Source organism: Micromonospora narathiwatensis (assembly GCF_900089605.1).
Lineage (GTDB): Bacteria > Actinomycetota > Actinomycetes > Mycobacteriales > Micromonosporaceae > Micromonospora > Micromonospora narathiwatensis.
The window spans coordinates 5,907,542-5,933,800 of the sequence record NZ_LT594324.1; the positions used below are offsets into that span (position 1 = coordinate 5,907,542).

25 protein-coding genes are annotated in these 26,259 nt (G+C 70.0%); 13 read left to right on the forward strand and 12 right to left on the reverse strand.

All coding sequences use genetic code 11. From position 1 onward, the window contains the following. Positions 1–59: 59 nt before the first annotated feature. The gene (locus tag GA0070621_RS26095) at positions 60–815 is read right to left on the reverse strand and encodes an SAM-dependent methyltransferase (protein WP_167667393.1); all 756 of its coding nucleotides are present in this window, start codon (positions 813–815) and stop codon (positions 60–62) included. A gap of 275 nt (positions 816–1,090) precedes the next feature. Here GA0070621_RS26095 and GA0070621_RS26100 point away from each other — a divergent pair, with 275 nt between their 5' ends. Continuing rightward, complete coding sequence (locus tag GA0070621_RS26100; RefSeq protein ID WP_091200704.1) at positions 1,091–2,125, forward strand: extracellular catalytic domain type 2 short-chain-length polyhydroxyalkanoate depolymerase; 1,035 nt, start codon at positions 1,091–1,093, stop codon at positions 2,123–2,125. A gap of 18 nt (positions 2,126–2,143) precedes the next feature. Here the strand turns inward: GA0070621_RS26100 and GA0070621_RS26105 are convergent, their stop codons facing one another. The 4 genes from GA0070621_RS26105 to GA0070621_RS26120 form a co-directional block, all read right to left on the reverse strand. Beyond that, on the reverse strand, positions 2,144–2,932 hold the full coding sequence (locus GA0070621_RS26105; RefSeq protein WP_091200706.1) for a zf-HC2 domain-containing protein: 789 nt from the start codon (positions 2,930–2,932) through the stop codon (positions 2,144–2,146). An 87-nt stretch (positions 2,933–3,019) separates the two neighbouring features. Further along, positions 3,020–3,589, reverse strand: coding sequence for a sigma-70 family RNA polymerase sigma factor (locus tag GA0070621_RS26110; protein WP_091200708.1), 570 nt, complete (start codon positions 3,587–3,589; stop codon positions 3,020–3,022). 159 nt (positions 3,590–3,748) lie between these two features. Beyond that, entirely contained in the window at positions 3,749–4,156 is a 408-nt protein-coding gene (locus GA0070621_RS26115; protein WP_091200710.1) for a RidA family protein, read from the reverse strand. Continuing rightward, positions 4,153–5,004 (reverse strand): NAD(P)-dependent oxidoreductase, encoded by an 852-nt coding sequence (locus GA0070621_RS26120; RefSeq protein ID WP_091200712.1) that lies wholly within the window; start codon positions 5,002–5,004, stop codon positions 4,153–4,155. The genes GA0070621_RS26115 and GA0070621_RS26120 overlap by 4 nt, the downstream gene beginning before the upstream one ends. A gap of 88 nt (positions 5,005–5,092) precedes the next feature. Here GA0070621_RS26120 and GA0070621_RS26125 point away from each other — a divergent pair, with 88 nt between their 5' ends. Both GA0070621_RS26125 and GA0070621_RS26130 read left to right on the forward strand, forming a co-directional pair. After that, complete coding sequence (locus GA0070621_RS26125; protein WP_091200714.1) at positions 5,093–6,013, forward strand: LysR family transcriptional regulator; 921 nt, start codon at positions 5,093–5,095, stop codon at positions 6,011–6,013. A 396-nt stretch (positions 6,014–6,409) separates the two neighbouring features. Next, positions 6,410–10,750, forward strand: a complete 4,341-nt coding sequence (locus GA0070621_RS26130) for an ExeM/NucH family extracellular endonuclease (RefSeq protein WP_167667395.1) — start codon at positions 6,410–6,412, stop codon at positions 10,748–10,750. A 162-nt stretch (positions 10,751–10,912) separates the two neighbouring features. Here GA0070621_RS26130 and GA0070621_RS26135 read toward each other — a convergent pair whose 3' ends face one another. Then, positions 10,913–11,584, reverse strand: a complete 672-nt coding sequence (locus GA0070621_RS26135; protein ID WP_091200716.1) for a type 1 periplasmic-binding domain-containing protein — start codon at positions 11,582–11,584, stop codon at positions 10,913–10,915. Positions 11,585–11,758: 174 nt separating this feature from the next. Here GA0070621_RS26135 and GA0070621_RS26140 point away from each other — a divergent pair, with 174 nt between their 5' ends. The 3 genes from GA0070621_RS26140 to GA0070621_RS26150 all read left to right on the forward strand — a co-directional run bounded on the left by GA0070621_RS26140 (position 11,759) and on the right by GA0070621_RS26150 (position 16,247). Beyond that, the gene (locus tag GA0070621_RS26140; protein WP_091200718.1) at positions 11,759–12,976 is read left to right on the forward strand and encodes a HupE/UreJ family protein; all 1,218 of its coding nucleotides are present in this window, start codon (positions 11,759–11,761) and stop codon (positions 12,974–12,976) included. A 173-nt stretch (positions 12,977–13,149) separates the two neighbouring features. Next, positions 13,150–15,078 (forward strand): purple acid phosphatase family protein, encoded by a 1,929-nt coding sequence (locus GA0070621_RS26145; RefSeq protein WP_167667397.1) that lies wholly within the window; start codon positions 13,150–13,152, stop codon positions 15,076–15,078. A gap of 35 nt (positions 15,079–15,113) precedes the next feature. Then, the gene (locus tag GA0070621_RS26150; RefSeq protein ID WP_167667399.1) at positions 15,114–16,247 is read left to right on the forward strand and encodes a COG1470 family protein; all 1,134 of its coding nucleotides are present in this window, start codon (positions 15,114–15,116) and stop codon (positions 16,245–16,247) included. Between the two features lie 97 nt (positions 16,248–16,344). Here the strand turns inward: GA0070621_RS26150 and GA0070621_RS26155 are convergent, their stop codons facing one another. Beyond that, positions 16,345–16,983 carry a hypothetical protein gene (locus GA0070621_RS26155; protein ID WP_157740055.1) on the reverse strand — a complete coding sequence of 213 codons (639 nt, stop codon included), beginning with the start codon at positions 16,981–16,983 and terminating at the stop codon, positions 16,345–16,347. A gap of 324 nt (positions 16,984–17,307) precedes the next feature. Here GA0070621_RS26155 and GA0070621_RS26160 point away from each other — a divergent pair, with 324 nt between their 5' ends. The 3 genes from GA0070621_RS26160 (at position 17,308) to GA0070621_RS26170 (ending at position 19,736) form a co-directional block, all read left to right on the forward strand. Beyond that, the gene (locus tag GA0070621_RS26160; protein ID WP_091200724.1) at positions 17,308–18,012 is read left to right on the forward strand and encodes a C40 family peptidase; all 705 of its coding nucleotides are present in this window, start codon (positions 17,308–17,310) and stop codon (positions 18,010–18,012) included. 17 nt (positions 18,013–18,029) lie between these two features. Continuing rightward, the gene (locus tag GA0070621_RS26165; RefSeq protein WP_091200726.1) at positions 18,030–18,629 is read left to right on the forward strand and encodes a hypothetical protein; all 600 of its coding nucleotides are present in this window, start codon (positions 18,030–18,032) and stop codon (positions 18,627–18,629) included. 462 nt (positions 18,630–19,091) lie between these two features. After that, complete coding sequence (locus GA0070621_RS26170; RefSeq protein ID WP_091200728.1) at positions 19,092–19,736, forward strand: hypothetical protein; 645 nt, start codon at positions 19,092–19,094, stop codon at positions 19,734–19,736. A gap of 104 nt (positions 19,737–19,840) precedes the next feature. Here GA0070621_RS26170 and GA0070621_RS30190 read toward each other — a convergent pair whose 3' ends face one another. The 3 genes from GA0070621_RS30190 to GA0070621_RS26185 all read right to left on the reverse strand — a co-directional run bounded on the left by GA0070621_RS30190 (position 19,841) and on the right by GA0070621_RS26185 (position 22,269). Beyond that, complete coding sequence (locus GA0070621_RS30190; protein WP_091200730.1) at positions 19,841–19,990, reverse strand: hypothetical protein; 150 nt, start codon at positions 19,988–19,990, stop codon at positions 19,841–19,843. A gap of 843 nt (positions 19,991–20,833) precedes the next feature. Then, positions 20,834–21,127, reverse strand: coding sequence for a hypothetical protein (locus GA0070621_RS26180; RefSeq protein ID WP_091200732.1), 294 nt, complete (start codon positions 21,125–21,127; stop codon positions 20,834–20,836). A gap of 299 nt (positions 21,128–21,426) precedes the next feature. Next, complete coding sequence (locus tag GA0070621_RS26185; protein ID WP_167666441.1) at positions 21,427–22,269, reverse strand: hypothetical protein; 843 nt, start codon at positions 22,267–22,269, stop codon at positions 21,427–21,429. Between GA0070621_RS26185 and GA0070621_RS26190 the strand changes: the two genes are divergently transcribed. The 3 genes from GA0070621_RS26190 (at position 22,178) to GA0070621_RS26205 (ending at position 23,893) form a co-directional block, all read left to right on the forward strand. Continuing rightward, positions 22,178–22,405: a DNA cytosine methyltransferase gene (locus GA0070621_RS26190; protein ID WP_167667401.1), complete on the forward strand. Its 228-nt coding sequence runs from the start codon at positions 22,178–22,180 to the stop codon at positions 22,403–22,405. The two genes, GA0070621_RS26185 and GA0070621_RS26190, sit on opposite strands and share 92 nt — an antisense overlap. A gap of 265 nt (positions 22,406–22,670) precedes the next feature. Then, positions 22,671–23,015, forward strand: coding sequence for a DUF4241 domain-containing protein (locus GA0070621_RS26195; protein ID WP_091200734.1), 345 nt, complete (start codon positions 22,671–22,673; stop codon positions 23,013–23,015). Between the two features lie 530 nt (positions 23,016–23,545). Beyond that, positions 23,546–23,893 (forward strand): hypothetical protein, encoded by a 348-nt coding sequence (locus GA0070621_RS26205; RefSeq protein ID WP_157740056.1) that lies wholly within the window; start codon positions 23,546–23,548, stop codon positions 23,891–23,893. A gap of 146 nt (positions 23,894–24,039) precedes the next feature. Here the strand turns inward: GA0070621_RS26205 and GA0070621_RS26210 are convergent, their stop codons facing one another. Together GA0070621_RS26210 and GA0070621_RS29660 are read right to left on the reverse strand one after the other, a co-directional pair. Next, positions 24,040–24,705: a Type 1 glutamine amidotransferase-like domain-containing protein gene (locus GA0070621_RS26210; protein ID WP_091202873.1), complete on the reverse strand. Its 666-nt coding sequence runs from the start codon at positions 24,703–24,705 to the stop codon at positions 24,040–24,042. Between the two features lie 127 nt (positions 24,706–24,832). After that, entirely contained in the window at positions 24,833–25,168 is a 336-nt protein-coding gene (locus GA0070621_RS29660) for a hypothetical protein (protein ID WP_167667403.1), read from the reverse strand. A gap of 779 nt (positions 25,169–25,947) precedes the next feature. On the opposite strand from GA0070621_RS29660, the gene GA0070621_RS26220 reads away from it, so the two are divergent. Further along, a complete protein-coding gene (locus GA0070621_RS26220) occupies positions 25,948–26,250 on the forward strand; it encodes a helix-turn-helix domain-containing protein (RefSeq protein ID WP_089007704.1) in 303 nt (100 codons plus the stop codon). Positions 26,251–26,259 lie beyond the last annotated feature (9 nt).

Consider the following 26,259-nt stretch of genomic DNA (forward strand, 5'->3'; position numbering starts at 1 on the left):
CGCGAGCCGGCTCCGGACGTCCGGGCCGGCTCCCCGCCCGGGGAACCGGCCCGGCGCGGTCACCGCCGGAGCAGGGCGAAGACCCCCCAGCCCAGGTACTCCCGCTGGTAGCGGACGTACCGCAGCGGGTCCTCGGTCAGTTCCCGGCGCAGTTCCCCGGCCAGTTCGTCGTCGGGGTTGGCGTCCAGCCAGCGGCGCAGGTTCAGCCAGTGCGCCGCCGCGTACCGGTCCCAGCTGTCCTGGTCGGCGAGGACCATCTCCACCAGGTCCCAGCCGCACTCCGCGAAGAGCCGGACCAGCCCGGGCAGGCCCTGGAACTCGTCCCGGGTCCGGGCTTGGCACCCGGTCACGGTCTCCGCGTCGGGCGGGTCGAGCCGCCAGTACGGCTCCCCGACCAGCGCCATCCCGCCGGGGCGCAGGCTGCGGCGGAGGATCTCCAGGGTGCCGGGCACCCCGTCGCCGATCCAGGTTGCGCCGACGCAGGCGGCCAGGTCGACGGGCTCCTCGGGTACGTACGTCGCGGCGTCGCCGTGCGCGAACCGGACCCGGTCCGCGACGCCCAGCTCGGCGGCCCGCTCCCGGGCCGCCGCGGTGAATACGGTGCTGATGTCCACCCCGGTGCCGGTGATGCCGTGGTCCCGGGCCCAGGTGCAGAGCAACTCGCCCTTGCCGCTGCACAGGTCGAGAATCGACGTGCCGGGTTCGAGCTTGATCGCCCGGCCCAGCGTGGCCAGCTTGCCGGCGTCGAACGGGTTGAGGATCCGGAGGTCGCCCTCGCGGATGGTGAAACTACGTGGCAGATCCAATGTCGTCACTCCAGGAAGTGGATGCGGTCGTCGGGAGGCGGTCACGCTGGTCGGCTCGGATCAGCACGCTCGACACCGGCACCAAAACACCCTCTTCGCGATCGGAGTGACGTCGCGTCGACAGTAGGCGGTATCCCGCCGGCGGCCAACCGGAATAGCCCGGTGGGCCGCCCACACCGCCGTCGGTCCGGAGGTGTCGACGGCATGGATATCTGCCGTGGTCAATGTCACGTTAGCGTACCGGCACGCCGGCCGTCCCGCCGGCGCTCCGACGGGAGAACGCCATGAAGACACCGTGGAAAGCCGCCGCCACCCTCGCCGCAGCCCTCCTTCTGGTCCTGCCCGGTGGCACCGCCGCCCGGGCGGCGGGCACGCCGTACACCAAGACCCCGGTATCCGGCTCGCTCAGCACCTACCGCGTCTCCGGCGTGTACGTCGCCGGGGTCTCCTCCGGCGGATACCTGGCCACCCAGCTCCAGGTCGCGTACTCGGCGCGGATCCGGGGCGCGGCCGTCTTCGCCGCCGGCCCGTACTACTGCGCCCAGAACAACGTCGCCCAGGCGTTGTACGGCTGCGGCGACAACATCTACCCGACGTACGTGTCCACCCTGGAGAGCTACACCCGCACCTGGGCGGCGTACGGCTGGGTCGATGGGACCGGCAACCTCTCCGGTCAGCCGGTGTACGTCTATCACGGTGGCAACGACAACGTCGTGAAGAAGTCGGTCACCGACGACCTGGTCCGCTACTACCAGGACTTCGGTGCCAGCGTCCGCTACGACTCCGGCAGCGCCGCCGGCCACGCCTGGGTCACCCCGTACGGCACGGTCGGCTGCACGGCGACCGCCTCGCCGTTCCTCAACGACTGCGGCACCGACCCGCAGGGCAGCTTCCTCGGCAAGCTGCTCGGCTCGGTGTCCGCGCCGAACACCGGCCCGCTCGGCGGCACGCTCATCCGCTACAGCCAGGACAGCTTCGCGGTCAACGGTTGGGCCAACGGGCTGAGCATGGACGCCAGCGGCTTCGCGTACGTCCCGAGCGCCTGCGCGGCCGGCCAGACCTGCCGCCTGCTGGTCGCCCTGCACGGCTGCGCCCAGGGGTACGCCAAGGTCGGCACCGCCTTCGTGGACCGGGCCAACCTCAACCAGTACGCCGACACCAACAAACTGATCGTGCTCTACCCGCAGGCCATCGCCACCGGGGTGAACCCGAACGGTTGCTGGGACTGGTGGGGCTACCTCGGCGCCACCAACTATCCGATCAAGGGCGGTGCCCAGATCGAAACGATCATGAACATGGTCCGCCGGCTGGGCGGCTGACCGCGCCCCCGGTCCCGGTCAGGCCGCCCAGCGGTCGGCGGTACGGGCCGAGCCGGGGTACGGCGGCGGCAACAGCCGCAGCCCGGGGGCGTCGGGCTGCTCCTCGGCGGGCAGGTGCCAGCGCGGCCCCTCCGGGCGGTCGCCCTGCGCCGGGCCGCCGGGGCGCAGCCGGGGGCGGGACAGCGCCACGACGACCGCGTATCCGGCGAGCAGGAAGCCGTGGCTGACCAGTCGGGTCGTCTCCACCCGCTCGGTGGCCAGATCGTTGACCGACAGCAGCACCAGCGTGCCGACGAACGCCGACAGCATCGGCACCAGCCCGGTCGGCGGGGTGCGCCGCGCCGCGACGAACAGGAACCCGGCACCGACGGCCACGTTCCAGGCGGCCGACTCGTGCCACAGGTGCCCGGACGCCAGCGCGCCGGCCGCCGCGTGGTCGTGGACGCCGGTCACCCCGCGACCGATCTGGGTCAGGCCGAGAACGACCTGTAGCGCGCCGATCAGGCCGAGCACCGCCCGGAGGGTGAGCACGATCCGGCCCCGGCGGCGCGGGGCCAGCACCGGCTCCGGCTCCGCCGGCGGCACCGGCACCGGCTCCGGCAGCGCGGCGAGGATGACATCGGTGAGGTCGTCGCCGGCCACGGTGACCGACAGCCGCGCCCGGCGGGTCACCGCGGCAGCCCGGTCGTACCAGGCCCGGCAGCCGCCGCACCCGCTCAGGTGGGCCTCGGCGGCCACCCGCTCGGCGGCCGTCTCCTCCCCGTCCAACAGCGCCGACAGCACCTCACGCCACTGTTCACAGCCCATGTACCGATAGTCGCTCAGAGGGTGGCTCCGGTTCCCGCCACCTCTGCCGAACTCCGCCTTGGCGCAGGTCACCGGGGGTGCGCCCGGTCACACCGCCGCGTCGCCGCCGCGCCGCGAGCCCCAACCGGGCCGGTTTTCGGTGGCGGCGACGAGGTCCTCGCGGGCCCGGGCCACCCGGGAGCGGATGGTGCCGACCGGGCAGCCGCACACCTCCGCCGCCTCGGCGTACGACATGCCGAGCACCTGGGTGGCGACGAACGCCTCGCGCCGCTCCGCCGGCAACGTGGCGATCAACTGCTCCAGCACCACCTGCCGGTCGAAGCCGCCGCGGTACGCGTCGGGGGCGTCGTACCCGTCGGCCATCGGCACCGTACGCGGGCGGGCCGCCGCGGCCCGGACGTGGTCCACCGCGACGCGGCGGGCGATGGTGAGCAGCCAGGTCCGCGCCGAGGACCGGCCGGCGAACGACGGCAGCGACCGCATCGCGCGCAGGAACGTCTCCTGGGCCAGGTCCTCGGACTCGGACGGGGAGGTCAGCGCGGTGAGGAACCGCCGGACCTGCTGCTGCGTCGCGCGGACGAACCGGGTGGCCGCGTCCCGGTCACCCCGGCCGGCGGCCAACGCCCACGCGGTGAGCTCCGCGTCGTCGTCGGCCATCCGGCACCTCCGGCTCGGGCCGCCGACGGGACGCACACCGACGGCGGACACGACAGGTCGTAGTAGTGACTGGCTGGAAGCGTACCGCAGGCCGTGCCCCGCGCTTCTTCATCGTTGCGGTCGTCAGGCCGTCGGTTCGGTCGGGGCGGGATCCGACGTTCAGCCTGTGGTCACGGCGGCGGTCACCTCGACCTCCAGCACCGCGCCGGCCAGGAAGAGCCGGCCCACCTCCACCGTGGTGCTGGCGGGCTTGGCGTGCGGGAAGTACCGGTTGCGGACCGCCGCGTAGCCGGCCAGGTCGCCGAGGTCGGTCATGAACGTGCGGACGTGCATGACGTCGGCGAAGGTGGCGCCGTGCGCGGTGAGCAGGCCGCCGATCAGCTCGAAGATCCGTTCGGACTGCGCCCGGACGTCGCCGGGCGCCACCACGGCGCCGTCGTCGTCGACGCCGACCTGGCCGGAGAGCACGAGCAGCGCCCCGCCCGGCAGGTCGAGGCGGGCGACGTGGGCGAACCGGTCGCCGAACGGCGCGGCGACGGTCGCGGGGTTGTCCAGGGTCACGGTCACTGCTGCTCCTCGTCGTGAGACACGGCGTCCTTGGTGTGGACGCCGGTGAGGACGGCGATGTCCTCGTCCGGGTGGGGTGCGGCCGCCAGCACCGACGCGGCGGCCCGCAGGACGGGTGCCGGCACCCCGCCGAGCGCGTCGAGCGCGAGCCGGGCGTCCTTGGCGGCCAGGGCGACGGCGAACGCGGCGTCCGTGGCGGTCGCCCGGGCGACCGCGCCGCCGAGCGGTCCGGCGGCGAGGGCCTCGACCGCCGTACGCCGGTCCACGCCGACCGCATCCGCGACCGCCAGCGCGTCCGCGGTGGCCGTCACGGCGGTGACCAGGGCGGTGTTGAGCACCAGCTTCAGCGCGGCGCCTCGACCGGTACCGCCGCAGCGGCGGACCGTGCCGAGCAGCCTCAGCACCGGAGTGACCCGCTCCACGGCCGCCTCCGTGCCGCCGGCCAGCACCACGAGCCGACCCGCCTCGGCCGCGCCGGCGCTGCCGGCGACGGGCGCGTCCACGAGCGGTACGCCCGCCGGCAGCCGCCCGGCCAACTCGGCCACGGCCCGTGGGCCGATGGTGGACATCTCGACCAGATGGGTGCCGGGCCGCAGGGCCGGCGCCGCCCCGTCGACGCCGTACAGCACCTCATGGACGGCGGCGGCGTCGGTGAGCATGGTGATCACGACGGCGGCGTCCCGGACCGCCTCGGCCGGGGTGGCGGCGGCCCGGGCGCCGGCCGCGACCAGCGAGCCCGTCCGGGCGGGGGTGCGGTTCCAGACCGTGAGGCGCTGCCCCGTGGCCAGCAGCCGGCGGCCGACCGCCGTGCCCATCGTGCCGGTGCCCAGCAGTGCGATGACTTTCATGGCCCGGAACGCTAGGTGCCGGGCAGCCATGTCACCAACGAATGTTCCGCATCTCTGCCATGCCTCCGCCGCATGGCAGCATGGCGGCATGCAACCGCAGGCCCTCCAGGTCTTCCGCGCCGTCGCCGAGCACGGCTCCATCACCGCGGCGGCGCGGACCCTGCGCTACACCCAGTCCGCGGTGTCACGGCAGATCGCCGCCCTGGAGGCCGAAGTCGGGTCTGCCCTGTTCGACCGGCTGCCGCGCGGCGTCGCCCTGACCGAGCCGGGCCGGTGCCTGCTCGCCCACGCCGAGGCGGTGCTCGATCGACTCGACGCGGCCCGTCGGGACCTGGCCGCGCTGCACGACCTGACCGCCGGCCGGCTGCGGGTCGGCGCGTTTCCGACGGCGGTCGCCGCGCTCGTTCCCCGGGCCCTGGCCGCCTTCCGGTCCGCCCACCCGCAGGTGGCGCTGTCCCTGGTGGAGGGGCTGACGCCAGGTCTGCTGGACCGGCTGCTCGCCGGGGACGCCGACATCGTCGTGGTCAGCGCGGCCCCCGACCAGCCCCTCGACGAGGACCGGTTCGACCTGCACCACCTCCTCGACGAGGTCCTGCTGGTGGCGGTGCCCCGGGCACACCGGCTCGCCCATCGGCGCACCGTACGGCTGCGCGAGCTGGCCGACGAGGCGTTCATCGCCGGTTCGGCCACCGCCGAGGAGACCCTGTTGCGCGCCACCCTGCCGGCCGGCTTCCGGCCACGGATCGACATCGTGGCCGCGGAGTGGACCGGCAAGCTGGGCTGTGTCGCGGCCGGTCTGGGTGTCGCCCTGGTGCCCGCGCTGGCCGTCCGGGCCACCCCGCCCGACCTCGCCCTGCTTCGGCTGCATTCCGACGACGCCTCGGTCCGGCGGGTCTTCGCCGCCACCGCAGGCGGTCGCAGCCGGCCACCGGCGGTCCGGCGGTTCCTCAGCCACCTCGACACGGTGGCGGCCGGGCTGGCCGGCCCGGCGGCGGCCGTCGAAACCTAGTCGGACCGCCCGCACTGCCAGCGGTCGATGGCTTGGGCAGTTCCCGTCACGCGTCCGACGAGGAGGCATCCCCCGGATGCGCGGCCGTATCGTCTTCTGTCACGATCTCCTGGGCACGGCACCCCAATGATCCCCGGAGTCGTACCTGTCGTGTTCAGAGCCATTACGCAGCGCGAGCGAATAATTGAAATCAGCGAATAATCTGCGCCCGCGTCCGTTTCGTGGCTCAGCGCACTTTTGTTCGATCTACGTTGAATTCTGGCCGACAGGCTAACCTGCTCCGTACATCTGGCGGCTCCTGCTAAGACACCAAATGCGCTTAGGTTCCACCAGTCCATCCCCCCTCTCGGAGGCACAGCTTTGAAGCTCCGACCCATGCGCAGGCACCCTGTCAGGGTGTTGGGCGCACTCGTCACAAGCGGTGCGCTCGCCCTGAGCAGCAGCGCCGCCTTCGCTGCCGAACCGGTGGCGACACCATTCATCAGTGAGATCCACTACGACAACGCCGGCACCGACGTCGGCGAGGCGATCGAGATCGAGGCGCCGGTCGGCTTCGACCTGAGCGGCTGGCAGATCGTTCTCTACAATGGCGGGAACGGTGCGGCGTACAACACTCGTACGCTGAGCGGTTCGGTGCCGGCGGCCGGCGTGATGGTTGCCGACTATCCGGTCAACGGCATCCAGAACGGTGACCCCGACGGTGTCGCGCTGGTCTCCCCGACCGGTTCGGTGACGGAGTTCATCACCTACGGTGGTCCGTTCCTCGCGGTCGGCGGTCCGGCCAACGGGCTGACCGGGACCGACATGGGGGTCAAGGAGAGCTCCACCACCCCCGTCGGCCAGTCGCTGCAGAAGATCGACGGCAAGTGGAACCCCCCGGCGCCGAACACCTTCGGCGTCCGCAACTCCGCCAGCAACCCGGACCCGGACCCGGACCCGGACCCGGGCATCGGCTGCACCGTCACCGTCGACCGCACCATCGCGGAGGTCCAGGGCACCGGCAGCGCAACGCCGCTCGCGGGTACCCGGGTCACCGTCGAGGGCGTGGTGACCGCCGACCACCGCACCGGTGGCTACAACGGCGTCTACGTGCAGACCGCCGGCAGCGGTGGTGACCGTCCGGTCGCCGCCGGCACCGCCTCCGACGGCATCTTCGTCTACGTCGGCACGAACACCGCGAACCACCCGGCGGTCGCCGTCGGTGACCGGGTGCGGGTCAGCGGCACCCCGAGCGAGTACAACGGCCTCACCCAGCTCAACACCGCCGCCAAGACCGACGTGCAGATCTGCGCGCACAACGCGACCCTGCCGGCCCCGGTCCCGGTCAGCCTGCCGCTGTCCGACGACGCCCGCGAGTCGGTCGAGTCGATGCTGGTGGCGCCGGTCGGCCAGTACACCGTCGCCGAGGTGTACAACACCAACCGGTACGGCGAGGTCGTGCTCGCCGCCGGCGACAAGGTGGCCCCGAACGCGACCGACCTGGCCCGCCCGGGCTCGGACGCCGCCAAGCAGGTGAACGCCGACAACAAGCTCCGGCGGATCCTGCTCGACGACGGCAAGACCACCAACCTGGCCACCGCCGGGCTGCTGCCGCCGTACCTGTCCAAGGCGAACCCGCTGCGGGTCGGCGACTCGGTCGAGGCGTTCGGCCCGGTCGTGCTGTCGTACGGCTTCAACGAGTGGCGCCTCCAGCCGACCACGCCGGTCAGCGCGGACACCCCGACGGCCACCCGGACCACCTTCAAGGCCACCAACCCGCGTACCGCCGGTCCGGCGAACGTCGGCGGGGACGTGCGGGTGGCCAGCTTCAACGTCCTCAACTACTTCGTGCACTTCGGCGGCGACGCCCGCGGTGCGGCGAACGAGGCCGGGCTGGCCAAGCAGGAGGCGAAGATCGTCGCGGCGATCAGCGCGCTCGGCGCCGACGTGGTGGGGCTTGAGGAGATCGAGAACTCGGTCCGGTTCGACCCGAGTGACCCGCAGCAGGCGCTGAAGCGGCTGGTCAACGCGCTCAACGCCAAGGACGGCGCGGGGACGTGGGACTACGTCCGCAGCCCGGCCGAGCTGCCCAGCCCCGCCGAGCAGGACTTCATCACCACGGCGATCATCTTCAAGCCGGCGAAGGTCCAGCCCAAGGGCCCGGGCCGGTCGATCAACGACGAGACCGTCTGGTTCAACGCCCGCGAGCCGATCGCGCAGACGTTCACCGCGGGGAAGACCTCCTTCACCGTGGTCGTCAACCACCTCAAGTCCAAGAGCGGCACGGGGACCGGCGACAACGCCGACACCGGTGACGGTCAGGGCAACTGGAACGGCGACCGCGTCCGGCAGGCCAAGGCGCTGACCGCCTTCGTCGACCAGGTCAAGGCCGACAGCGGCACCGAGGACGTGCTCCTGCTGGGTGACTTCAACGCGTACACCCAGGAGGACCCGATGCAGGTCCTCTACCAGGCCAAGTTCAAGGATCTGAACAACACCGGCAAGGCCACCTACGTCTTCGGTGGCGAGTCCGGCTCGCTCGACCACGCCCTCGCCTCGCCGTCGCTGGCGTCGCGGATCACCGGCGTCGACGTGTGGCAGATCAACGCGGTCGAGTCGTTCGCGTTCGAGTACGACGGCCTGGCCGACTTCTACGAGCCGACCCCGTACCGGGCCAGCGACCACAACCCGGTCGTGGTGGGCATCAGCACCAGCGCGAAGCCGGTCAACCTCCAGCTGCTCGGCATCAACGACTTCCACGGCCGGCTGGAGTCCCCGGCCACCGTGGGTGGTCAGCCGGTCGGCGGCGCTGCTCAGCTCGCCGGCCTGGTCGGTCAGCTGCGGGCGCAGAACCCGAACACCGCGTTCATCTCCGCCGGTGACAACATCGGCGCGTCCACCTTCGTCTCGGCGATCGACGGGGACACCCCGACGATCGACGCGCTGAACAAGGCCGGCCTGGTCGCCTCGGCGGTGGGTAACCACGAGTTCGACAAGGGCATGGCCGACCTCACCGGCCGGGTGTCCGACCGTGCCGCCTTCCCGTACCTGGGTGCCAACGTGTACCGGGGCGACACCCGGGCGCTGCCGGCGTACTCGGTCAGCACCATCGGCGGTGTCAAGGTCGGCTTCGTCGGCGTGGTGACCGAGCAGACCGCGTCGCTGGTCAGCCCGGACGGCATCGCCGGCCTCACCTTCCGTGACCCGGTGGCCGAGGCCAACCTGGTGGCCCGCCAGCTCAAGGACGGCAACCCGGACAACGGCGAGGCCGACGTCGTGGTGCTGCTCGCCCACGAAGGCGCCGCGACGGAGAACATCACCTCCGCCGAGGCGCTGGCCAACGACCCGGTCTTCGGCAAGTTCACCCGGGTCGACGCCACCATCGACGCCATCTTCAGCGGTCACACCCACCAGCCGTACGCGTTCAAGCTCCCGGTCCCCGGGACGGACAAGCTGCGTCCGGTGGTGCAGGCCGAGGACTACGGCATGCGGCTGGGCAAGGTCAACCTGACCTTCGACCCGAACACCGGTTCGGTGACCTCCTCGGACGCGCAGCTGGTCGACGTGGTCGGCGCGCCGCAGGACGCGGCGGTGGCCGACATCGTGGCCGCCGCCAAGGTCAAGGCGGCCGAGCTGGGCAAGCAGAAGCTCGGTTCGATCACCGCGGACGTCAAGCGGGCCTACACCAACGGCAACGAGGACCGCGGCAAGGAGTCGGCGCTGGGCAACTTCATCGCCGACGTGCAGCTCGCCGGCACCAAGGACGCCGGCCGGGGCGGGGCGCAGATCGCGTTCATGAACCCGGGCGGTCTGCGGGCCGACCTGCTCTACCGGACCGACGGCACGGTGACCTACGCCGACGCCTTCGCCGTCCAGCCGTTCGCCAACGACGTGGTCACCAAGAGCTACACCGGTGCCCAGATCAAGCAGGTGCTGGAGGAGCAGTGGCAGCCCGACGGCGCGTCCCGTCCGGTGCTGTGGCTGGGTGTCTCGAAGGGCTTCAGCTACACCTACAACCCCGAGGCGCCCAAGGGCTCGCGGATCACGTCGGTGAAGCTCAACGGCACGGCGCTCAACCCGTCGGGCACGTACCGGGTCACGGTGAACTCGTTCCTCGCCTCCGGTGGTGACAACTTCACCACCCTGGGCAAGGGCACCAACCCGGCCACCACCGGCGACAACGACCTGACCATGCTGGTGAGCTACCTGGCGGCGAACTCGCCGGTCACCGCGGACACCCAGCCGCGGTCGACGATCGGCCAGGCCGGTCCGCAGTGCACCACGACGATCACCGGCACGTACAGCAAGCCGCTGGTGGTCAGCGCGGGCCTGGTCTGCCTGGAGAACGCCACGATCGGCGGCTCCGTCACGGTCAACCCGGGTGCCTCGCTGGTGGTCACCGGCGGCACCATCGGCGGTCCGGTGTACGCCACCCGCCCGGTGCTGTTCGAGCTCTCCGGCGCGACGGTGTCCGGCCCGGTCACGGTGTCCGGCGCCACCGGCGGGCTGACCATCACCAAGGGCAAGGTGAACGGCCCGGTGTCGGTCACGGCCAACACCGGTGGGGTACGGATCGACACGGTCACCGTCGGCGGTCCGATCACCGTCAACGGCAACACCGGCAGCCAGCCGGTCGTCGTCGCCGGGAACGTCATCGGCGGGCCGCTGGCCTGCTCGGGCAACACCCCGGCCCCGGTGAACGAGAGCCGGCCGAACAGCGTGAAGGGCCCGTCCTCGGGCCAGTGCGCCAAGCTGTAGTCCGGATGTGTTGACCGGTCAGCGGCCGGAGCCGACCAGGCTCCGGCCGCTGACTCATTTCCGGGGCCGGCGCCGGGTCTGCCGAACCGTTGTCGCTTGCCGGTCGTCCGGGTCGCTCGCGGGAGGTTCGACCCCCGGCGCCCGCGCCGACGTCCCGTCCGGTCAGTGCTGGTCGAGCCAGATCACGATCCCGGTCAGCTCGTTGAGCACTGCCGCGACACCCGCCCGGATGGCGGCCGCGCAGCGCTCCGCCGTGAACGACTCGGGGTCGTACGTCGAGGACATGCCGAGCCCCTCGCCACGGAACGACGCGCCGGACCAGTCCACCGCCGTGACGTTGTGGGTGGGCTCGGCCAGCTCCGCGCCGACCACGAGGAACTGCTGCGACAGGTGGTGCGGGGTGACCAGCGCGAGGGGGTCGACGAGGTCGTTGCCCGCGCTGACGATCAGGTCCGGGCCCATCTCCAGGGCCCGGCTGATGCTGGGTACGAGGTCGTGCCCGTCCTCGGCGGCCACCGTTCTGAGATCGACGTGCGTCTCCCGGGCCCACTCCTTGACCGCGCCCACGAGGGCTTTGGTCGGCCGGTCGTCACCCGCGGTGAGCAGCACCACCCGGTAGCCCTTCGACGGGCGGACCCCGGCCCAGGAACCGGGCCGTGGGGTGACGGTCCCCTCCGGGGTGGGCGGCGCGGAGGGGTCGATGAAGCCCGGGCCGAGGGCGCCGATCGGTACGGGCTTGGGGTGTGGCCGCGACCAGTCGTCGCCGGAACTGCATCCGGTGACCAGCACGGCGGCCGTGGCCAGCATGGCAACGGCCCGGAGCGGGGGGCGCAAGGCGGTCGTCCTCCGAGGGCTCGCGGGAATACGCGTGCTCCTTCCTATCCCAGTTCCCGCCGAGGTCAATGCGCTGGCCGCCGTTCCGGCGGTTTGTTCTTCAGCGGTTCGCCAGCGGTCCGGTCGGCGTTCAGCCGTGGCGTGCAACGTGCACTCGCCAACCGAAGGAGCCGCATGTCAACACGTGTCCGCCGGACCGTCGTCGCTACCGTCGTCGGGATCATCGCGGCGGTGTTCGCTGTCCTGAGCGCCGGCCCGGCGCTCGCCCACGGGTTCACGTCGACCGTGTACCTTCAGCTCACCGACGGTGACGAGGGCCACGTACGGACGAAGCTGGAACTCGAGTACGACCTCTACGTCGTCTCCGCCGCCGACTACCAGCACGACGACCCCCTCTTCAAGGCGGGAATCCCGGCGTTCGACGCCGGTGACACCGCCGGGCAGGCCACCGCGCTCAACGCCCACCGGAAGTCGGCCGTCGGGTACGTCACCGAGCGCTTCTCGGTCACCTCCGGCGGCTCGCCCTGCACCCCCACCCAGGTCGGCGACTTCACGATCGGCGAGCGGGAGAACGTGCCGTACGCCGACCTGCTGCTCGACTGGGCCTGCCCCGAGCGGGGCGACGCGCACGAGGTACGCAGCGCGCTCTTCCCCGACGCCGAGGGCTACGTCAAAAGCACCAAGACGATCGTCACCTATCAGCTCGACGGCCGCTCGGGCAGCGCCGCGCTCGACGCCGCTCATCCGTCCTTCTCCACCGCCCAGGCCTGGTACGAGCGGTTCTGGGAGTTCTTCCGGCTGGGCGGCGAGCACCTGCTGACCGGCATCGACCACATCCTGTTCCTGCTGGCGCTCATCGCCGGGTCACGGCGGCTGCGGGAGATCGTGCTCGCGGCCACCAGTTTCACCCTGGCGCACTCGGTGACGTTCATGCTCGCCGCCCTCGGTCTGGTCGACGTGCCGGCACGGGTCGTGGAGCCGGTCATCGCGCTGTCGATCGCCGTGGTCGCCGGCTGGCACCTGTGGCGGATCTGGCGGCGCGGCGACCACGCCTCCGATCTGGAGACGGCGGGCGGCGGTCACTTCAGCCTGGACCGTTCGGGGTGGACCCGCCTCGGGGTCGTGTTCTGCTTCGGCCTCGTGCACGGGCTGGGCTTCGCGGGCGCGTTGGGGATCAACGAGGCGTGGTCGTGGACCCTGCTGTGGTCCCTGCTGGTGTTCAACGTCGGCATCGAGGTCGTGCAACTGGCCATCATCGCGGTCGTCTTCCCCCTGCTGGTCGTGCTGCACCGGCGGGCGGCGAAGGCCGGTCTCTGGGCGACGGGCGCGATTTCGGCGGGCGTTTCCGTTATGGGGCTGGTCTGGTTCGTCCAAAGGATCCTCGGCTTCTGAAACCGGCGCAGGGTTCCGGGAAGTGCAACTAACCCGCCGGGTCGGATTCATGACCGATTCACCGTGCGACGAAACCTTGAGTCCGCTTATCCGCACCTCTCCTCTCTAGAAAAGGGACGGAATCGATGAGATTGAGCACCCCAGCACAGGCCCCCGGGCTTGTGCGGCGGCGCGTGGCCGCAGGGGCCACGGCGGCGGTCCTGGGTCTGGCCGCGGCTGTCGGCAGCGGCCTGGGCACCAGCGCCAGTGCTGCCGACTCCAGCACCCTCACCGGCATCATCCTCGGTGTCGGCGCCGACGAGTCCCAGCGCATCGTGAACTGGTACTCCTCGGCCGACACCGCCCAGCTGGTCCAGCTCACCCCGACCGCCTCGCTGGTCAACGGCGAGTTCCCGGCCAACGCCGTCACCTTCGACGCGATCGGCGGGGCGAACATCGCCAGCAGCGGTGGTTTCAACCGCCACGCGACGATCACCGGCCTGAAGGAGGGCACGGCGTACTCCTACCGGGTCGGCTCCGAGGGCAACTGGTCCCCGGCGTACTCCTTCAAGACGCAGGACTTCGAGGGCGACTACGACTTCCTGTTCTTCGGCGACCCGCAGATCGGCTCCTCCGGCGACGTGCCGAAGGACCAGGCCGGCTGGCAGGAGACCCTGAAGGTCGCCACGGCGGCCAACCCGAACGCCGAGCTGCTGGTGTCGGGCGGCGACCACGTCGAGACCGCCGGCACCGAGACCCAGTGGACCAGCTTCCTCGCCCCCGACGAGCTGCGTCAGGTCCCGTTCGCCGCGACGATCGGTAACCACGACGTCGGCTCGAAGGCGTACGAGCAGCACCACTTCACCCCGAACACCGACCGCTCGGGTGCCCTGTACGCCAACGGCAACCCGTCCTCCAACACGTCGGGGGGTGACTACTGGTTCATCTACAAGGACGTGCTGTTCATCGACATCAACAGCAACAGCTACAACACCACCTCGGGTGGTGGCGGTGACGCGGCGCACGTCGCGTACATCACGGATGTCGTCAACAAGCACGGCGCCAAGGCCAAGTGGAAGGTGCTCGTCTTCCACCACGCGATGTACTCGCCGGCCAGCCACGCGAAGGACTCCGACGCCAAGGTGCGTCGGGTCGACTTCCCGACGGTCTTCTCCAACCTCGGCATCGACATGGTGATGGCGGGCCACGACCACGCCTACTCCCGCAGCTACGCCATCAAGAACGGCGCGAAGGCGAACCCGGACGAGCAGCCGGGGGCCGCGGACGTGTACCCCGGTCCGGGCGGCGTCATCTACGTGACCGGCAACTCGGCCTCGGGCTCGAAGTACTACGACATCACCAAGCCGGACAGCAGCGCGTCGAGCGGTGCCGGCAACGGCGCCGACCCGCTGAACCCGGACAGCTTCTGGTACAACTCCGTGCAGAACCAGGAGCACGTCCGCAGCTACGTCAAGGTCCAGGTGCGCAACGACAAGCTCGTCGTCGAGAACGTCCGCAGCGGCACCTGCGCCGCGCCGAACGCGTCGGTGGAGAAGGGCAGCTGGTGCTACAACACCCCGGCTGACCAGCCGGTGGGCTCGATCGTCGACAAGGTCACCGTGCACCCGTACCAGGGCAACGGCCAGAACATCCAGGTCAACGTGCCCAACGCGGCCCCGGGTGAGTTCGGCTGGACGATCGACGGCTACAACGGCCTGGTGGACCTCGGCACCGCCGAGGAGCACAACGGCGACTACTTCTCGGCGACCGGCCAGATCAACCCGATCGTCGTGTCGGACAGCCGCCGCTCGCTCGCCCCGTGGTCGATCTCGGCCAGCGTGGGTGACTTCCGGGACGGCGACAAGTCGTTCTCCGGCGCGTACCTCGGCTGGACGCCGAAGGTGCTCGAGGTCGGTGCCGGTGCCCAGGCCAGCGGCTCGGTGTCCTCCGCCTACGACGACAACGGCGCGGGCCTGTCCGTCTCGCGCGGCCTCGGCTGGGCCACCCAGGGCCACCCCCGGGGTACCGCCAAGCTGGGCGCTGACCTGGACCTGAAGATCCCGGGCAGCGTCGAGAAGGGTAGCTACCGCGCCACCCTCACGATCACTGCGCTGAGCAGCTGACCGGACCGTTTCACCGGCGGGGTAGGCACCTTCGGGTGCCCACCCCGCCGCTCTCTCCAGATCCGATCGAGATCGCCGAGGACCCCGAGATGCACGTGCTCGCAACGCGCCGGAAGACCGCCGTCGCCACCCTCGTCCGTACCGCCGCCCTGGCCCTGCTCGCCGCCGTCGCGGCCGCCGGCCTCGGTGCCGTGCCCGCCCGCGCGGCGGACGGCGACGTCACCTGGACGGTCCGGACGGCCTCGAACAGCTACGGCGCCGATCGGTCCAGCTTCAGCTACTCCGTCAACCCCGGCGGCCAGGTCAACGACGCCATGGTCGTCGCCAACCGCGGCAAGGACCCGCTCGACCTGGCCGTCTACACCGCCGACGGCTTCACCACCGGCACGGGTCAGCTCGACCTGCTCACCAGGGACAAGAAGTCCGTCGGGATCGGCGCCTGGGTCCACGCCGACCGCGAGCGCGTGGTGATCCAGCCCGGGAAGACCGCCGAGGTCCCCTTCGCGGTCAACATCCCGGACAACGCCCCGCCCGGCGACTACGCGGGCGGCATCGTCACCTCGCTGACCCAGGCCAACGAGGCCGAGGGCATCAACGTGGATCGGCGCCTCGGCATCCGGATCAAGCTGCGGATCAGCGGCGAACTCAAGCCGAGCCTCACGGTCGAGGACCTCCACATCGACTACGCCGGCACGTCCAACCCGTTCGGCAAGGGCGACGCCACCGTCACCTACCGGATCCACAACACCGGCAACGCGATCCTGTCGGCGCAGCAGGCCGTCTCGGTCACGGGTCCGTTCGGGTGGCTGCGGGCGGACGCGGGCGATGTCGCGGCCCCGCCGGAGCTGCTCCCGGGCGAGAGCTGGACGGTGACGGTGCCCGTCCACGGCGTGGCGCCGGCGGTCAGGCTGGCCGCGACCGTTGGCCTCACGCCGCTGCTCACCGACGCGTCGGGCTCCACCACCGCGCTCGACCCGGTTTCGACCACGGCGCACGGCTGGGCCATCCCGTGGACCCTGCTGGTGCTGGTCGTCGTACTGCTCGCCGCCGTCGTCGGGGCGCCGCTGCTCGCCCGCCGCGGCCGCGCACGGCGTAAGCAGCGCGAGGACGCCCGCGTGCAGGAGGCCGTCGAGCAGGCCCTTCGCGAACAGGAGACGCCGGCCCGCTGACCATCCGCGAGGCATTCGTACCGAGCGGCAGGAGATCTCCCCGCCACGAAGGTGACGGGGAGATCTCCCGACTCGGTGCCTGTGACCTGGCCCCGGGTCAGCGGACCACCACCCACTGGCCGGCCGAGTCCTGGCGGTAGACCCGGCTCTCCAGACCGATGTACTTCGACGCCGCACCGGTTCCGACCTTCGAGGTGCCGGTCTGGATGCAGGCGGGGTGGCCACCCGTGATCTTGACCTTCCCGACCTTGTTGTGCACCTCGAACAGGTACTCGTCGTAGACCGGGGTGACCCGCAGCTGGTACTTGCCGGCCTTCGGCTGGGTGTAGTTGAAGCCGACCCACACCGCCTGCTGCTTCTCGACGTTGAAGCCGACCGCCGCCGAAACGACCGACTTCGACAGGCCGAACGTGGCGGAGACGGAATTGTGGACCCGGGTCTCGTGTTGCAGGCTGATCACGGTGCCCTTGGCGTTTCCGGTGGCCCGCCACTTCGCCCCGCGCGGCCAGGTCCTGCTCTCACCGACGTACCGCTTGTTCTTGACGACCCTGCCGGGCAGGGTGCAGCGGTCGCCGACGTCGGCCTTGGCCGTCGCCTTCGTCGGCGACGTCGCCGAGTTCTTGGCCGGGGCCGCGGAGGCGATCGCCGATGCGGCGGTCGCTCCGCCGCCGACGACCACCGCTGCGACGGCGAGCGGGATGAGCTTCGACTTCAGAATTTCCCGAAATGAACGCATGACTACCTCACGGTCGTGACTGATCGGACGGGTGTTGGCGTCGGGCCCGGAACGCCTCGGCAATAAGCAAAGACGGCCGCCCGCCGTTCCGCATAGCCAAAACGGCGTTCGGAACAGATCTGGACTGGGCCGGGCGGCGGCGCGATTCCGGTACGGGACTCTTTCCGACGCGCCGAATCCGGGACAGGACGGGGTGGTCGGTCGGGACAGGACGGTCGCTCGGCCGATGCCGCGATCGGAACCTTCCCGTACGCCGGACGACCTTTCGAGACACCGGCCGAACAGGTGCACTCGTCGCGCAATCCCAACGCTGAGGAGTGGACCATGCTGGAGCCGAACGACAATTTCTCGCCCGCGCGCCCCGTGCCGCCCTCGCCACCGGAATCGAGGCGCAATACGCGCGGCCCCGGCCGTCGCGGCGTACTCAGGCTTCTGCTCGCCCTGGCGTTCATCGGCAGCGTCCTCGTCGGACTGGGCGGCCTCGCCAGCGCCAAAAGCGGCAACGGCTGCTCCGGCAGCATCGCCGAGAAAGCGGTGTGCCAGGCCAGGGCACAGAAGGGCGACCCGTACGTCTGGGGTGGCAAGGGAGCGAACGCCTTCGACTGCTCCGGTCTCACCTACTACGCCTACCGGAAGGCCGGGCTGGACTGGAGCTACCGCACCGCGGCCGGACAGTACGGCTACGGGGTGAGCAAGGGGCGGACAGTCTCCATCAGGAATCTCCGTCCCGGCGACCTCATCTTCTTCAACTGGGACGGCGGCGAGATCGACCACGTGGGCATCTACGCCGGCAACGGCAGGATGATCCACGCGTCGAGCGGTAGGGGCAGGGTCGTCGAGACCGATCTGAATTCGTACTACCGCAGCCACATGCTCAGTTCGGCGGTACGTCCCGCCTCCGGTTCGGCGAAATCGACCGACGGAACGAAGAAGCCGACCGCCAAGCCGACCTCGAAGCCGAAGCGCAGCAGTCAGCCGCACACCCAGCCCGACCAGATCCCGGTCGTGGTCGTCCCGTACGCCCGCTAGCCCGAATCGGACCCGACATGATGACGAAGCAAATCACCAGGCTCCTTCCGCTGCTGTTCGCCGGCGTCCTGATCACGGGGGTCGTCACGGTCGCCGGCGGGTTCGCGAACGCGGCGCCCACCTGTACCGGCACCGTCGACGCGGCCGACGACCAGACCTCGGACAACCAGGACTCCGCCGAGGCCCGGGACGCGACCGACGACCAGGACGCGATGGACGATCAGGACACGGACGGCGGACAGGACACGGACGATCCGCAGTCGGACGCGGACGGCGGACAGGACACGGACGATCAGCAGTTGGACGCGGACGGCGGACAGGACGCGGACGTTGGCGAGGACGTCGACGGTGGCCAGGAGGTCGACGGCGGCGAGGACGCGGACGGGGCCGGCGACTGCGCGGGCGACGGGACAGCCGACACCGGTGAGGATCCGGGCGGTGACGCGAGCGACGAGAGCGGTGCCGACTCGTCGGACGACTGCCTCGACACGGAACCCGTGAACCAGCGGGTCGTCTCCGTCGCTCCGACCGGGGTGACCGACAAGCCCGGCGTCGTGGAGCCGGGCGAGCCAGGGGCGAACGTCGGCGGCGGAAACGGACCCTGCGAACGGCCCTGACGCCGGTGCCCGTTCCCGGGGTGGTCTTCGGCGCCGCGTCGACCACCCCGGGGCGGCCCACGTCAGCTGAGCCGGACCGCTGTCCATCCGAACCCGACCGCCCGACGCCCAGCTCGCGCAACCCGGCGTAGAAAGGGAGTGGAGCGAACTCCGCAGGCAGAATGCCTGCGGTTTTTTTGTTCTCATCTCCCGCAGGCGCCGGGTCGCCGCCCCGGATCCCAACACTTTTCGTACGCATCGGCACAGGCCGTGTTCCGTCCGAGACGGGCCACAAGACCACATCTCGGCTCGTCCCGTACTGCTTTCGCTATTGGGGTGGACCGTTCGAACGGCTCTACTGGTGACCGCAGCCCGGGAACTGCATTCATCCGAACCGGAGATATCGCGAAAGGAATCGCCAGAATGAGTCACGTCGTATCGGCCGTTAATCCGCGTCGGTGGGGTCGCCGTACCAGCATCCTCTTGCTCGCGGTCGCTTTCACCGTGGTGGCGGGGTTGCTCGCCGGGCTCGCCGGGATCTCCGCGGCGAAGTCGCGCAGCGGCCTGCCGACCGAAGTGGTCCGGGCGCTGGACAACCTGAAGCGGACGGGGGAGATCTCCGCCAAGGACCGCGCCGTACTGCTCAAGCACCGATCGATCGCCGCGCAGGTGATCGACCCGTCGAAGACCCGGATCGTTGACGAGTCCACCGGTGACGCCGGCGCTGGGCTGAGCCCGCTCGCGGGTGGAGCGCTCACGGCCGGCGCCGCGGCCGCCGGAAAGGCCGGTTGCCACCGGGCCGACCGGTACATCTCCTACCGCACGGTGCTCGGCAGCAAGGCGTTCGACTGGCACAAGGTGCTGCACTACTGCTGGTCCAAGACGGGGAAGGTCACCATCAAGGAGCGCCGGTACTACCTCAAGAACAACGACGGCACCAACTACGACCGTGGTCTGATCAGCAACACGCAGACCGGCAAGGGCACCGCGCACTACGCCTCGACGATGCAGGGCAAGGTCGAGAACTGCGTGCTGAAGTACGGCTGCATCATGGTCAAGAACCCGTACATCCGGATCGTGGTGAACGGCAAGAAGGGCCTGCCGTACCAGATCTGGATGCGCAAGTAGCCCTGATCGGTGGCCGGCGGGTCCGCGCGACGCGGGACCGCCGGCCACCGGCGTGCGGGCGCGGGACACCGTCGACGGAACCGGTCCGGATCAGCCGGCAGCTCTCACACCCGTCTGCGTACCCAGCCGATGATCGCGGTCGCGACGAACAGGATGGCCCCGATCACGAACAGCCAGAACAGGCCCTTGACCACGAGCCCGACGATCACCAGGACCAGCCAGACCAGCAACAGGGCAACGATCAGTGCGATCATGGGCGTGGCGTACCCGTAGGTGGCCCGGGGAAACCATCCGGAATCCGGCCGCCCAAACCGGTCCGGGTAGTCGCCAGGTCCGGTGGCGGACCGACGCCCGGTCCGGGGCGGGCCGGGTCGAAGCCGCGTCAACCCAGGTCAACGGGGGCCACTCCCCGCCCTCCTTCGGGTCCGTGGGGGCGGCGTAGACGGCGGTCGGCGCGGACAGGAACCAGGCCACCGTGGCGACGCGGCGAATGGTGCACGAGTGGGCGAGGGCACGAAGACGTGGCGGGATGCGGGACATGTGTCACCTCCGGCCCCGGTTGGCCGTGCATCGGCACGTGGCGGGGCGATAGCAGGCGGTCGGAGAGGCAGACCGCCTCCAGGGGCGCGGGCACGGACAGCGCCACGAACCGAGACGGTCCCCGGGAGGAGCCCGTCCGCCCTTGTCGGGTAGCGGTGTTCGATGAGGTGTCAGCGCACCAAACTGCGCGGCACCCGAGGCGTCCGGCACGCGGGTGGCCCGAGTTGATCCCGGCCCCTGGCGGCGGGCGGAAGCACCGTCCGGGTCCAGCCCCATGGCCGCCGTCGGGGGACTTCCGCACCCGCAAACTGGCCCCTGTCAGCTCTGACGAACGCCCCCGAGGCCTCACACGGAACTGACAAGGCCCTGACAGGAACACCGCCGGGTCTGACAGAGCAGCTCAGCGAGATGAGGAGAGCGATCCCGTCGGCCCGATGTAGAGGCCCGCGCTCCGCGCGGCGCCTTGATCGAGGCAGCTCTTGGTGCCACTAATGGCACGCCGCATGATTGTTGACCTTGGAGCGCCAGGCAGTGTGCCGTCGGATGAGTTGCTGCTGTTACTCGACTGGTGCCGTGATCAGGTAAACGATGCCGCCACCGATGATGAATAGGCCGACGAGCATAAACCCGATCCCAGAGATGTACCGGCCAAGTACGAACCCCGGCTCCTGCTTCATCTCCCCCGGAGATACCTCACGGCCTTCCACCCAGCGTCTCAGTGAACTCCGCGCGATCTGACGGGCGTGCTCGTCTGCGACACCAAAGAGGTTCGCTACCCAGATGAGGCCGACGAACCCAAGAAGCAGGCCGAATCCGATGGCGCCGAGCCCTCTCAGGATGTGCAGCGGCATAACGGCTCCAAGAGCGGGCGACTGTTCGGCAACGAGCGAAGCCAGGGTATGCGATGGTGACAAGCGATCACATGCGTGGCGGGGATCGGCCGTCCAACTTCGCCCCGTTTCCGAGGGCTCGAAAGCCGACGCTCTTGACGCCGCTCGACGGGGATGAGGCGGTGGTGGGGATGCGGCGCGCGTACCCCCGGCACGTCCCTGGCCGCGGCCCGGTTGATGGCTCGCACGGCGGTCCGCGGCGGTGGTCGTCGCAAGCGGCTGCGGGCCCGACCGTTCTGGTCGGGCCCGCATAGGAGTGCTCAGGCGGCCACGCCTGCCGGTGCTGCGGTTGTCGGCCGTGCACCGGCGGCGGCACGCGCGGCGCGGGTCCGTTTCCGGTGCGTGGCGCTCGCGGCCAGGTAGGCGGCGGCCTGCGGGGACGCGACGCCGGTGAGCAGGCCACTGGCCAGAGCGTGGGCGATGCGCTGGTCGATGCGTCGGGTTCGCATGCGTAGGGCGTCGACGGTGATGCCCATGGCGGCGGCGATCGGTTCGATCGCTCGCCTGCCGAGGCGTAGGTCGATGTAGGGCTGCTCGTCGCAGGGGTCGAGCAGCCCCAGTCCGACCGCCCGCTGTACGAGTAGGTCGGGGTGGCCGTACGGGACGGTGGGGGTGCGGGGCCCGATGACGTGCTGGACATCGTCGACGGGCACCGCTTCGCCGGCGCGTTGGCGCAGTTGGTATCCGGCTCGCCACGCGGCCATGCACAGCGACGCGTACGGCGCGGGCTTCGACAGGTCCGTCCGGTCCCGCAGCGACGTCAGGAACCCAGTGAGGATCTCCGAGGCGTTGTCATGGGCGTCGCCGGACCAGCCGGTACGCAACTGGCCGGCGCAGCGGCGCAGCGCCGGCAGCGCCATGCCCGCCGCGGCGACGACCCACGCCGGTCCGTCGAGGCGTGCGCGCAGGATCAGGTCCCGCCACACGGTGTCGCGGGTTGTGTAGGCGCGTGGGTGCGCCAGCAGCCAGTCGCGCAGCGCCGGCAGTGTCGTGACGCCGCCGGGCAGGTCGGTGTCATCGTCGCTCGCGTCGGCCTCGACATGGCCGTCGAACTGGTGCTCGGCGGCCAGCTCGCCTGGTACGCCGTTCCCCTGCCAAGACATCTCCAACGCCGGCAAACGAGCCGGCATCACCGGTATCCACAGCAGCCTGTGGACAAGCGTCGCCGACGCTGTTCGCGCACTTCGACCGCCACTCGTCTTCGTGGAAAACGTCGCCGCCCTCCTACCTATTGACTGAACTAACCAGGCCGGAGTGAACGTGGTTGGCCTCCGCCGGACAGGGCCTTCAGCGGGACGGAGGGCAGCATGGACGAGGCCGATGGTGGCATTCGAGACATCTTGGCGCTTGTCGTCGAGCGAATCGGGCGGTGTGTCGAGCGGCCAGGGCAGATTCCCGGGTGGGAGGTCCACGACGATGCGGGTGAGCCGGTAGCCGGTGTGCGCCAGTACCTGCTCGATTGCGCCGCGCAGGACCTGAGCCCTCGCGAACCCACCGACACCGAATGGGCCCACTTCCACCAGACCCCGCCACCCTTCGCGACGGTGAGGCGTTCACCGTCGGCGTCGATGTGGCCACCATCGCCCTTTTCGATGCGGCGGCGCTTCCGGCGATGGCCAGACGGACCGAGGACGAGCCGGACTCCTACCTTGTGACCGCGGCGGACGGCCCGGTTGAGCTGGCTGATCCCGCCTCCGGCGCCAATTTCATCGCGTTCAACACCGGCTGGGGCGACGGCGGTTGTCCCGTCTGGGTTGGGCGTACGTCTAGCGGCGCTGTCGCCGGCTTCCTCGTCGACATGGCCATGCTGGCACCACCGCCAACGCCTGCCAGCGGCTCCCCATACTGATCGGGGACAGCCGAAGTCCTCGATCCTGACGGAGCTACAGGACGACAAGATCGTCTAGCCGATCCTGTTCACGCACGTCCCGAGACTGATCCGTCAATCAGGTCGTGAGACGCGACACGGCTGTTAGAGGCCAGCTGCGTCGAGGATTTGGCGCATCCGCCGGACCGGCAGTGCTTCGTTCGCCGCCGCATTTGCGACAACGTCGACGTCCTCGTCGTCCAGCAGGACCGTGAACACCTAAGCTTTTTCAATTCAAGATCATCAAAGTTTAGAGAATCCGCCGGGGGTTCGACGTCGTCGCCGCCGACCTTGGCCGCGCTCGGGTACGACACGAGCTGGCTCTGCCTACGCACATCCGACATCGGCGCCGCCCACCGCCGCGACCGGCTGTTCCTGCTTTATCTGGACACTTTCACACGGCAGTGGTGGAGATCGCGTCGATGGTTTCCGCCAGCGCTGTCGTCTGCCAGTTGATGTGAGGCACTGCCAGAATGTTCGAGGCAACCAGCGAGCGCGACCCGAGGATGACGATGGAGATCAGGCAGGACGGCCCGCTCCTCCTCGTCGAGCAGGAGCGGTTCGATGCCCGCTTCCCCGCCGATCCGGCAGACGACCTTGAGCAACTCCAGCACCAGGACTTCTACGTGACCGTCAAGGGAGGCCCGACCTACTACGCGAGCCTCATGACCCTCGGTGCGATTGATGCAGTGCTGCGCCGGTGGGCCGAGACCGGCGAGGCCGCCAGTGGGCGCTACTTCTTCACAACGGACCTGGTCATCACGCCTCGGCCCGGCATCACCGCGATGATCGAGGCAATCGACGGACTCGTCCGCGAGGAAGAGATCGGCAACGCTTGCCAGGTCATCCGGGCCCGGTAGGAAGCCGAGATGCCTCGGATCGACTGGCAGGAACTGCCCGCTGCGTGCGCCAGTCGTTCTGAAGCACCGCAGGTCACCGGCATGGCGGTGTCTCAGAACAAACTGGCAGACGACAAGCGTTCTGGAGGTAGGACGGTCGTCGACGTTCACGATGCCGGGTTGAACAGCTTCCAGTGCCCCTCGGAGATGACTTCGACGCCGCCGTCGGTCACCTTGATGGCTGTCTGATCGTCAGTGGCATACGCGGGGCCCTTGATCTCGGCGGCCCACCGTTCCGCTGCTGCCATGGAGTACTCCGGAGTATCCGGGGTGTCGAGGTGCGGAAAGATCGAGAAATCGACGACTCCCAGCGTGCGGTCGTCATCGTCGGGGCCGGTGAAGTACTGCCCGATCCGGGGAGCCAGCACCATGCTTCCGGCGCTGAGCCCGACGTAGACCGTATCGCGTAGCGACAGGAGGAGATCGGCCAGTCCGGACTCCCGCATCCAGTGGCACAGATACATGGTGTGGCCGCCGTTTACCAGCAGGGCGTCGGCCTCGCGGACCCAGGAAATCCAGCGTTTCTTGTCGATGCTGGGCAGCGCGGTGAGCTCCAGCACGCCCACCGACTTCCACCCTAACTCAGTCATAGGACTGGGTGATTGTCCGCTGATGAAGCGCCAAGGGCCGCCTGGCTCCCCGTACGGGCCTCCGTACCCTGCCGTGGGGATGCAGAGAGCGTTGGCCTCGGCGATGGGTTTACCGAGGAGATCGACCAGGGCCGCCCGGATGCTTGCGTTCCGGACGCCGGAGTCGGTAAGGAGTAGCTTCATCACACCCCGCAGTTGTCATGTCGTGTGGGACCCGCCGGTCACTGATTATGTGTCGGCGGGTCCAGTGGGGCCGAGTTCGTCGAGGAGTCCGCGGATACGGTCGGCGGTGCAGCGGTGTCGTTCGATCTCACGGGCCCAGCCGCGCTCGGTGGCATCGGCGATGAGTTGTTCCTCGGTGCGTAACCGTTCCTGTAGCCGAGGGACGTGACTGGGGTGTGGTGACGAACTTGGGGCGGGTCAGGTAGATGTCGCACTCGCATGGCCCCTCTTGGGGCAGGCGCAGGCAGTGGCCGAGTTCGAGTTCGGTCTTGTAGAAGTTGGTCTGCAGCCAGTCGAGCGCGGTCTGGTCCAGTTCGCCGCGGCGCAGGGTATCGGCCAGAGGCCCGGCGAGGGCCGCTCCGGGTTGCAGGACCGCTTGATAGTCGGCCAGCACGGTCGGGTCGGAGATCTGTGAGCAGGTCATCGACATGCCCCGCGCTGAGGTGCCCGAGGATCTTCATGATCGCCTGGGTGCGGGCGCCTTTCTCGGCCAGTTGGGTGCCCAGCATGTGCCGGAACCGGTGGGCGTCGCCACGGTTCGCAGTGGATCTCTCCGTGCGCGACAGCTGATCGCCCTGACAGGAGAGACACTGCGTGTCCGAACCCAGAAAATCTATGTGGCAATCGCTAGACATGCTCGCCGTCGCTGGTTAGTCTTTCTACCGTTGAGTGCGGAGGGTGCAACAAAGACGCTGACGAAGCCGCCCACGACGGGCGATGGAGCGGGGCCCAGCTTCACGCGGCTCCCGCTCGGCACGACCAGTAAGAAGTGGAAGTTGAAGCAGTACGGCAGTACCCCGGGCGTGAGGCTTGCGCTCGGGCGCGACGACGCGGTGGGGCCAGCGTCAGGTTTCAGGGCTCCGCCGCAGGCAGTATCGGTCCGCCGGCGCCACAGCCAGGAGATCGTGGGCCGGGCGCCGGCGGACAGCACGCACACTTGAGCTAGAGGAAGACAGAGGAAAGGGAGGGCCGTACACCGTTGGATCGCCCGCCGCCGGCCGCATGTGACGGGCCGAGCGCGGACACCGCAGCTTCCATCGAACGAGAGGTGGTTCTCCGGTCACGCTTACGCGATCCCCGCACCCGAGGCCGTCTGGCCCGGGGCGGACATGACAAACCGACAGTCTTGTCGGTGATGGTGTTAGACCCGTTAACCCTGGGCCCCGGCGCTTTCCGCGCCGGGGCCCTCGATGTGGAGGTGGCATGGGCCAACCCGATGACATGCTGGACGACGAGAACTACCCCGCCTACACGATGGGCCGCGCCGCGGAAATCGTCGGTTGCTCGCAGGACTTCCTGCGCCGGCTCGGCGAGGCGAAACTGATCGACCCGCACCGCTCCGCCGGCGGCCACCGCCGCTACTCCCGCTACCAGCTACGCCTGGCCGCCCGCGCCCATCGGATGTGCGAGCAGGGCACCGACATGGCGGCCGCCTGCCGCATCATCATCCTCGAAGACCAACTCGAAGAAGCCCTCCGACACAACCAATCCGACCCGACCCACTGACCACTCCGC

Coding starts and splice junctions, on each gene's coding strand:
- GA0070621_RS29660 (WP_167667403.1), bottom strand. CDS start 25,168: ATGACCTGCTCACAGATCTCCGACCCGACCGTGCTGGCCGACTATCAA.
- GA0070621_RS26110 (WP_091200708.1), bottom strand. CDS start 3,589: ATGGCCGACGACGACGCGGAGCTCACCGCGTGGGCGTTGGCCGCCGGC.
- GA0070621_RS26120 (WP_091200712.1), bottom strand. CDS start 5,004: ATGAAAGTCATCGCACTGCTGGGCACCGGCACGATGGGCACGGCGGTC.
- GA0070621_RS26105 (WP_091200706.1), bottom strand. CDS start 2,932: ATGGGCTGTGAACAGTGGCGTGAGGTGCTGTCGGCGCTGTTGGACGGG.
- GA0070621_RS26160 (WP_091200724.1), top strand. CDS start 17,308: ATGCTGGAGCCGAACGACAATTTCTCGCCCGCGCGCCCCGTGCCGCCC.
- GA0070621_RS26155 (WP_157740055.1), bottom strand. CDS start 16,983: ATGCGTTCATTTCGGGAAATTCTGAAGTCGAAGCTCATCCCGCTCGCC.
- GA0070621_RS26195 (WP_091200734.1), top strand. CDS start 22,671: ATGGGCCCACTTCCACCAGACCCCGCCACCCTTCGCGACGGTGAGGCG.
- GA0070621_RS26205 (WP_157740056.1), top strand. CDS start 23,546: ATGGAGATCAGGCAGGACGGCCCGCTCCTCCTCGTCGAGCAGGAGCGG.
- GA0070621_RS26185 (WP_167666441.1), bottom strand. CDS start 22,269: ATGTCTTGGCAGGGGAACGGCGTACCAGGCGAGCTGGCCGCCGAGCAC.
- GA0070621_RS26125 (WP_091200714.1), top strand. CDS start 5,093: ATGCAACCGCAGGCCCTCCAGGTCTTCCGCGCCGTCGCCGAGCACGGC.
- GA0070621_RS26165 (WP_091200726.1), top strand. CDS start 18,030: ATGATGACGAAGCAAATCACCAGGCTCCTTCCGCTGCTGTTCGCCGGC.
- GA0070621_RS26180 (WP_091200732.1), bottom strand. CDS start 21,127: ATGCCGCTGCACATCCTGAGAGGGCTCGGCGCCATCGGATTCGGCCTG.
- GA0070621_RS26220 (WP_089007704.1), top strand. CDS start 25,948: ATGGGCCAACCCGATGACATGCTGGACGACGAGAACTACCCCGCCTAC.
- GA0070621_RS30190 (WP_091200730.1), bottom strand. CDS start 19,990: ATGATCGCACTGATCGTTGCCCTGTTGCTGGTCTGGCTGGTCCTGGTG.
- GA0070621_RS26100 (WP_091200704.1), top strand. CDS start 1,091: ATGAAGACACCGTGGAAAGCCGCCGCCACCCTCGCCGCAGCCCTCCTT.
- GA0070621_RS26140 (WP_091200718.1), top strand. CDS start 11,759: ATGTCAACACGTGTCCGCCGGACCGTCGTCGCTACCGTCGTCGGGATC.
- GA0070621_RS26210 (WP_091202873.1), bottom strand. CDS start 24,705: ATGAAGCTACTCCTTACCGACTCCGGCGTCCGGAACGCAAGCATCCGG.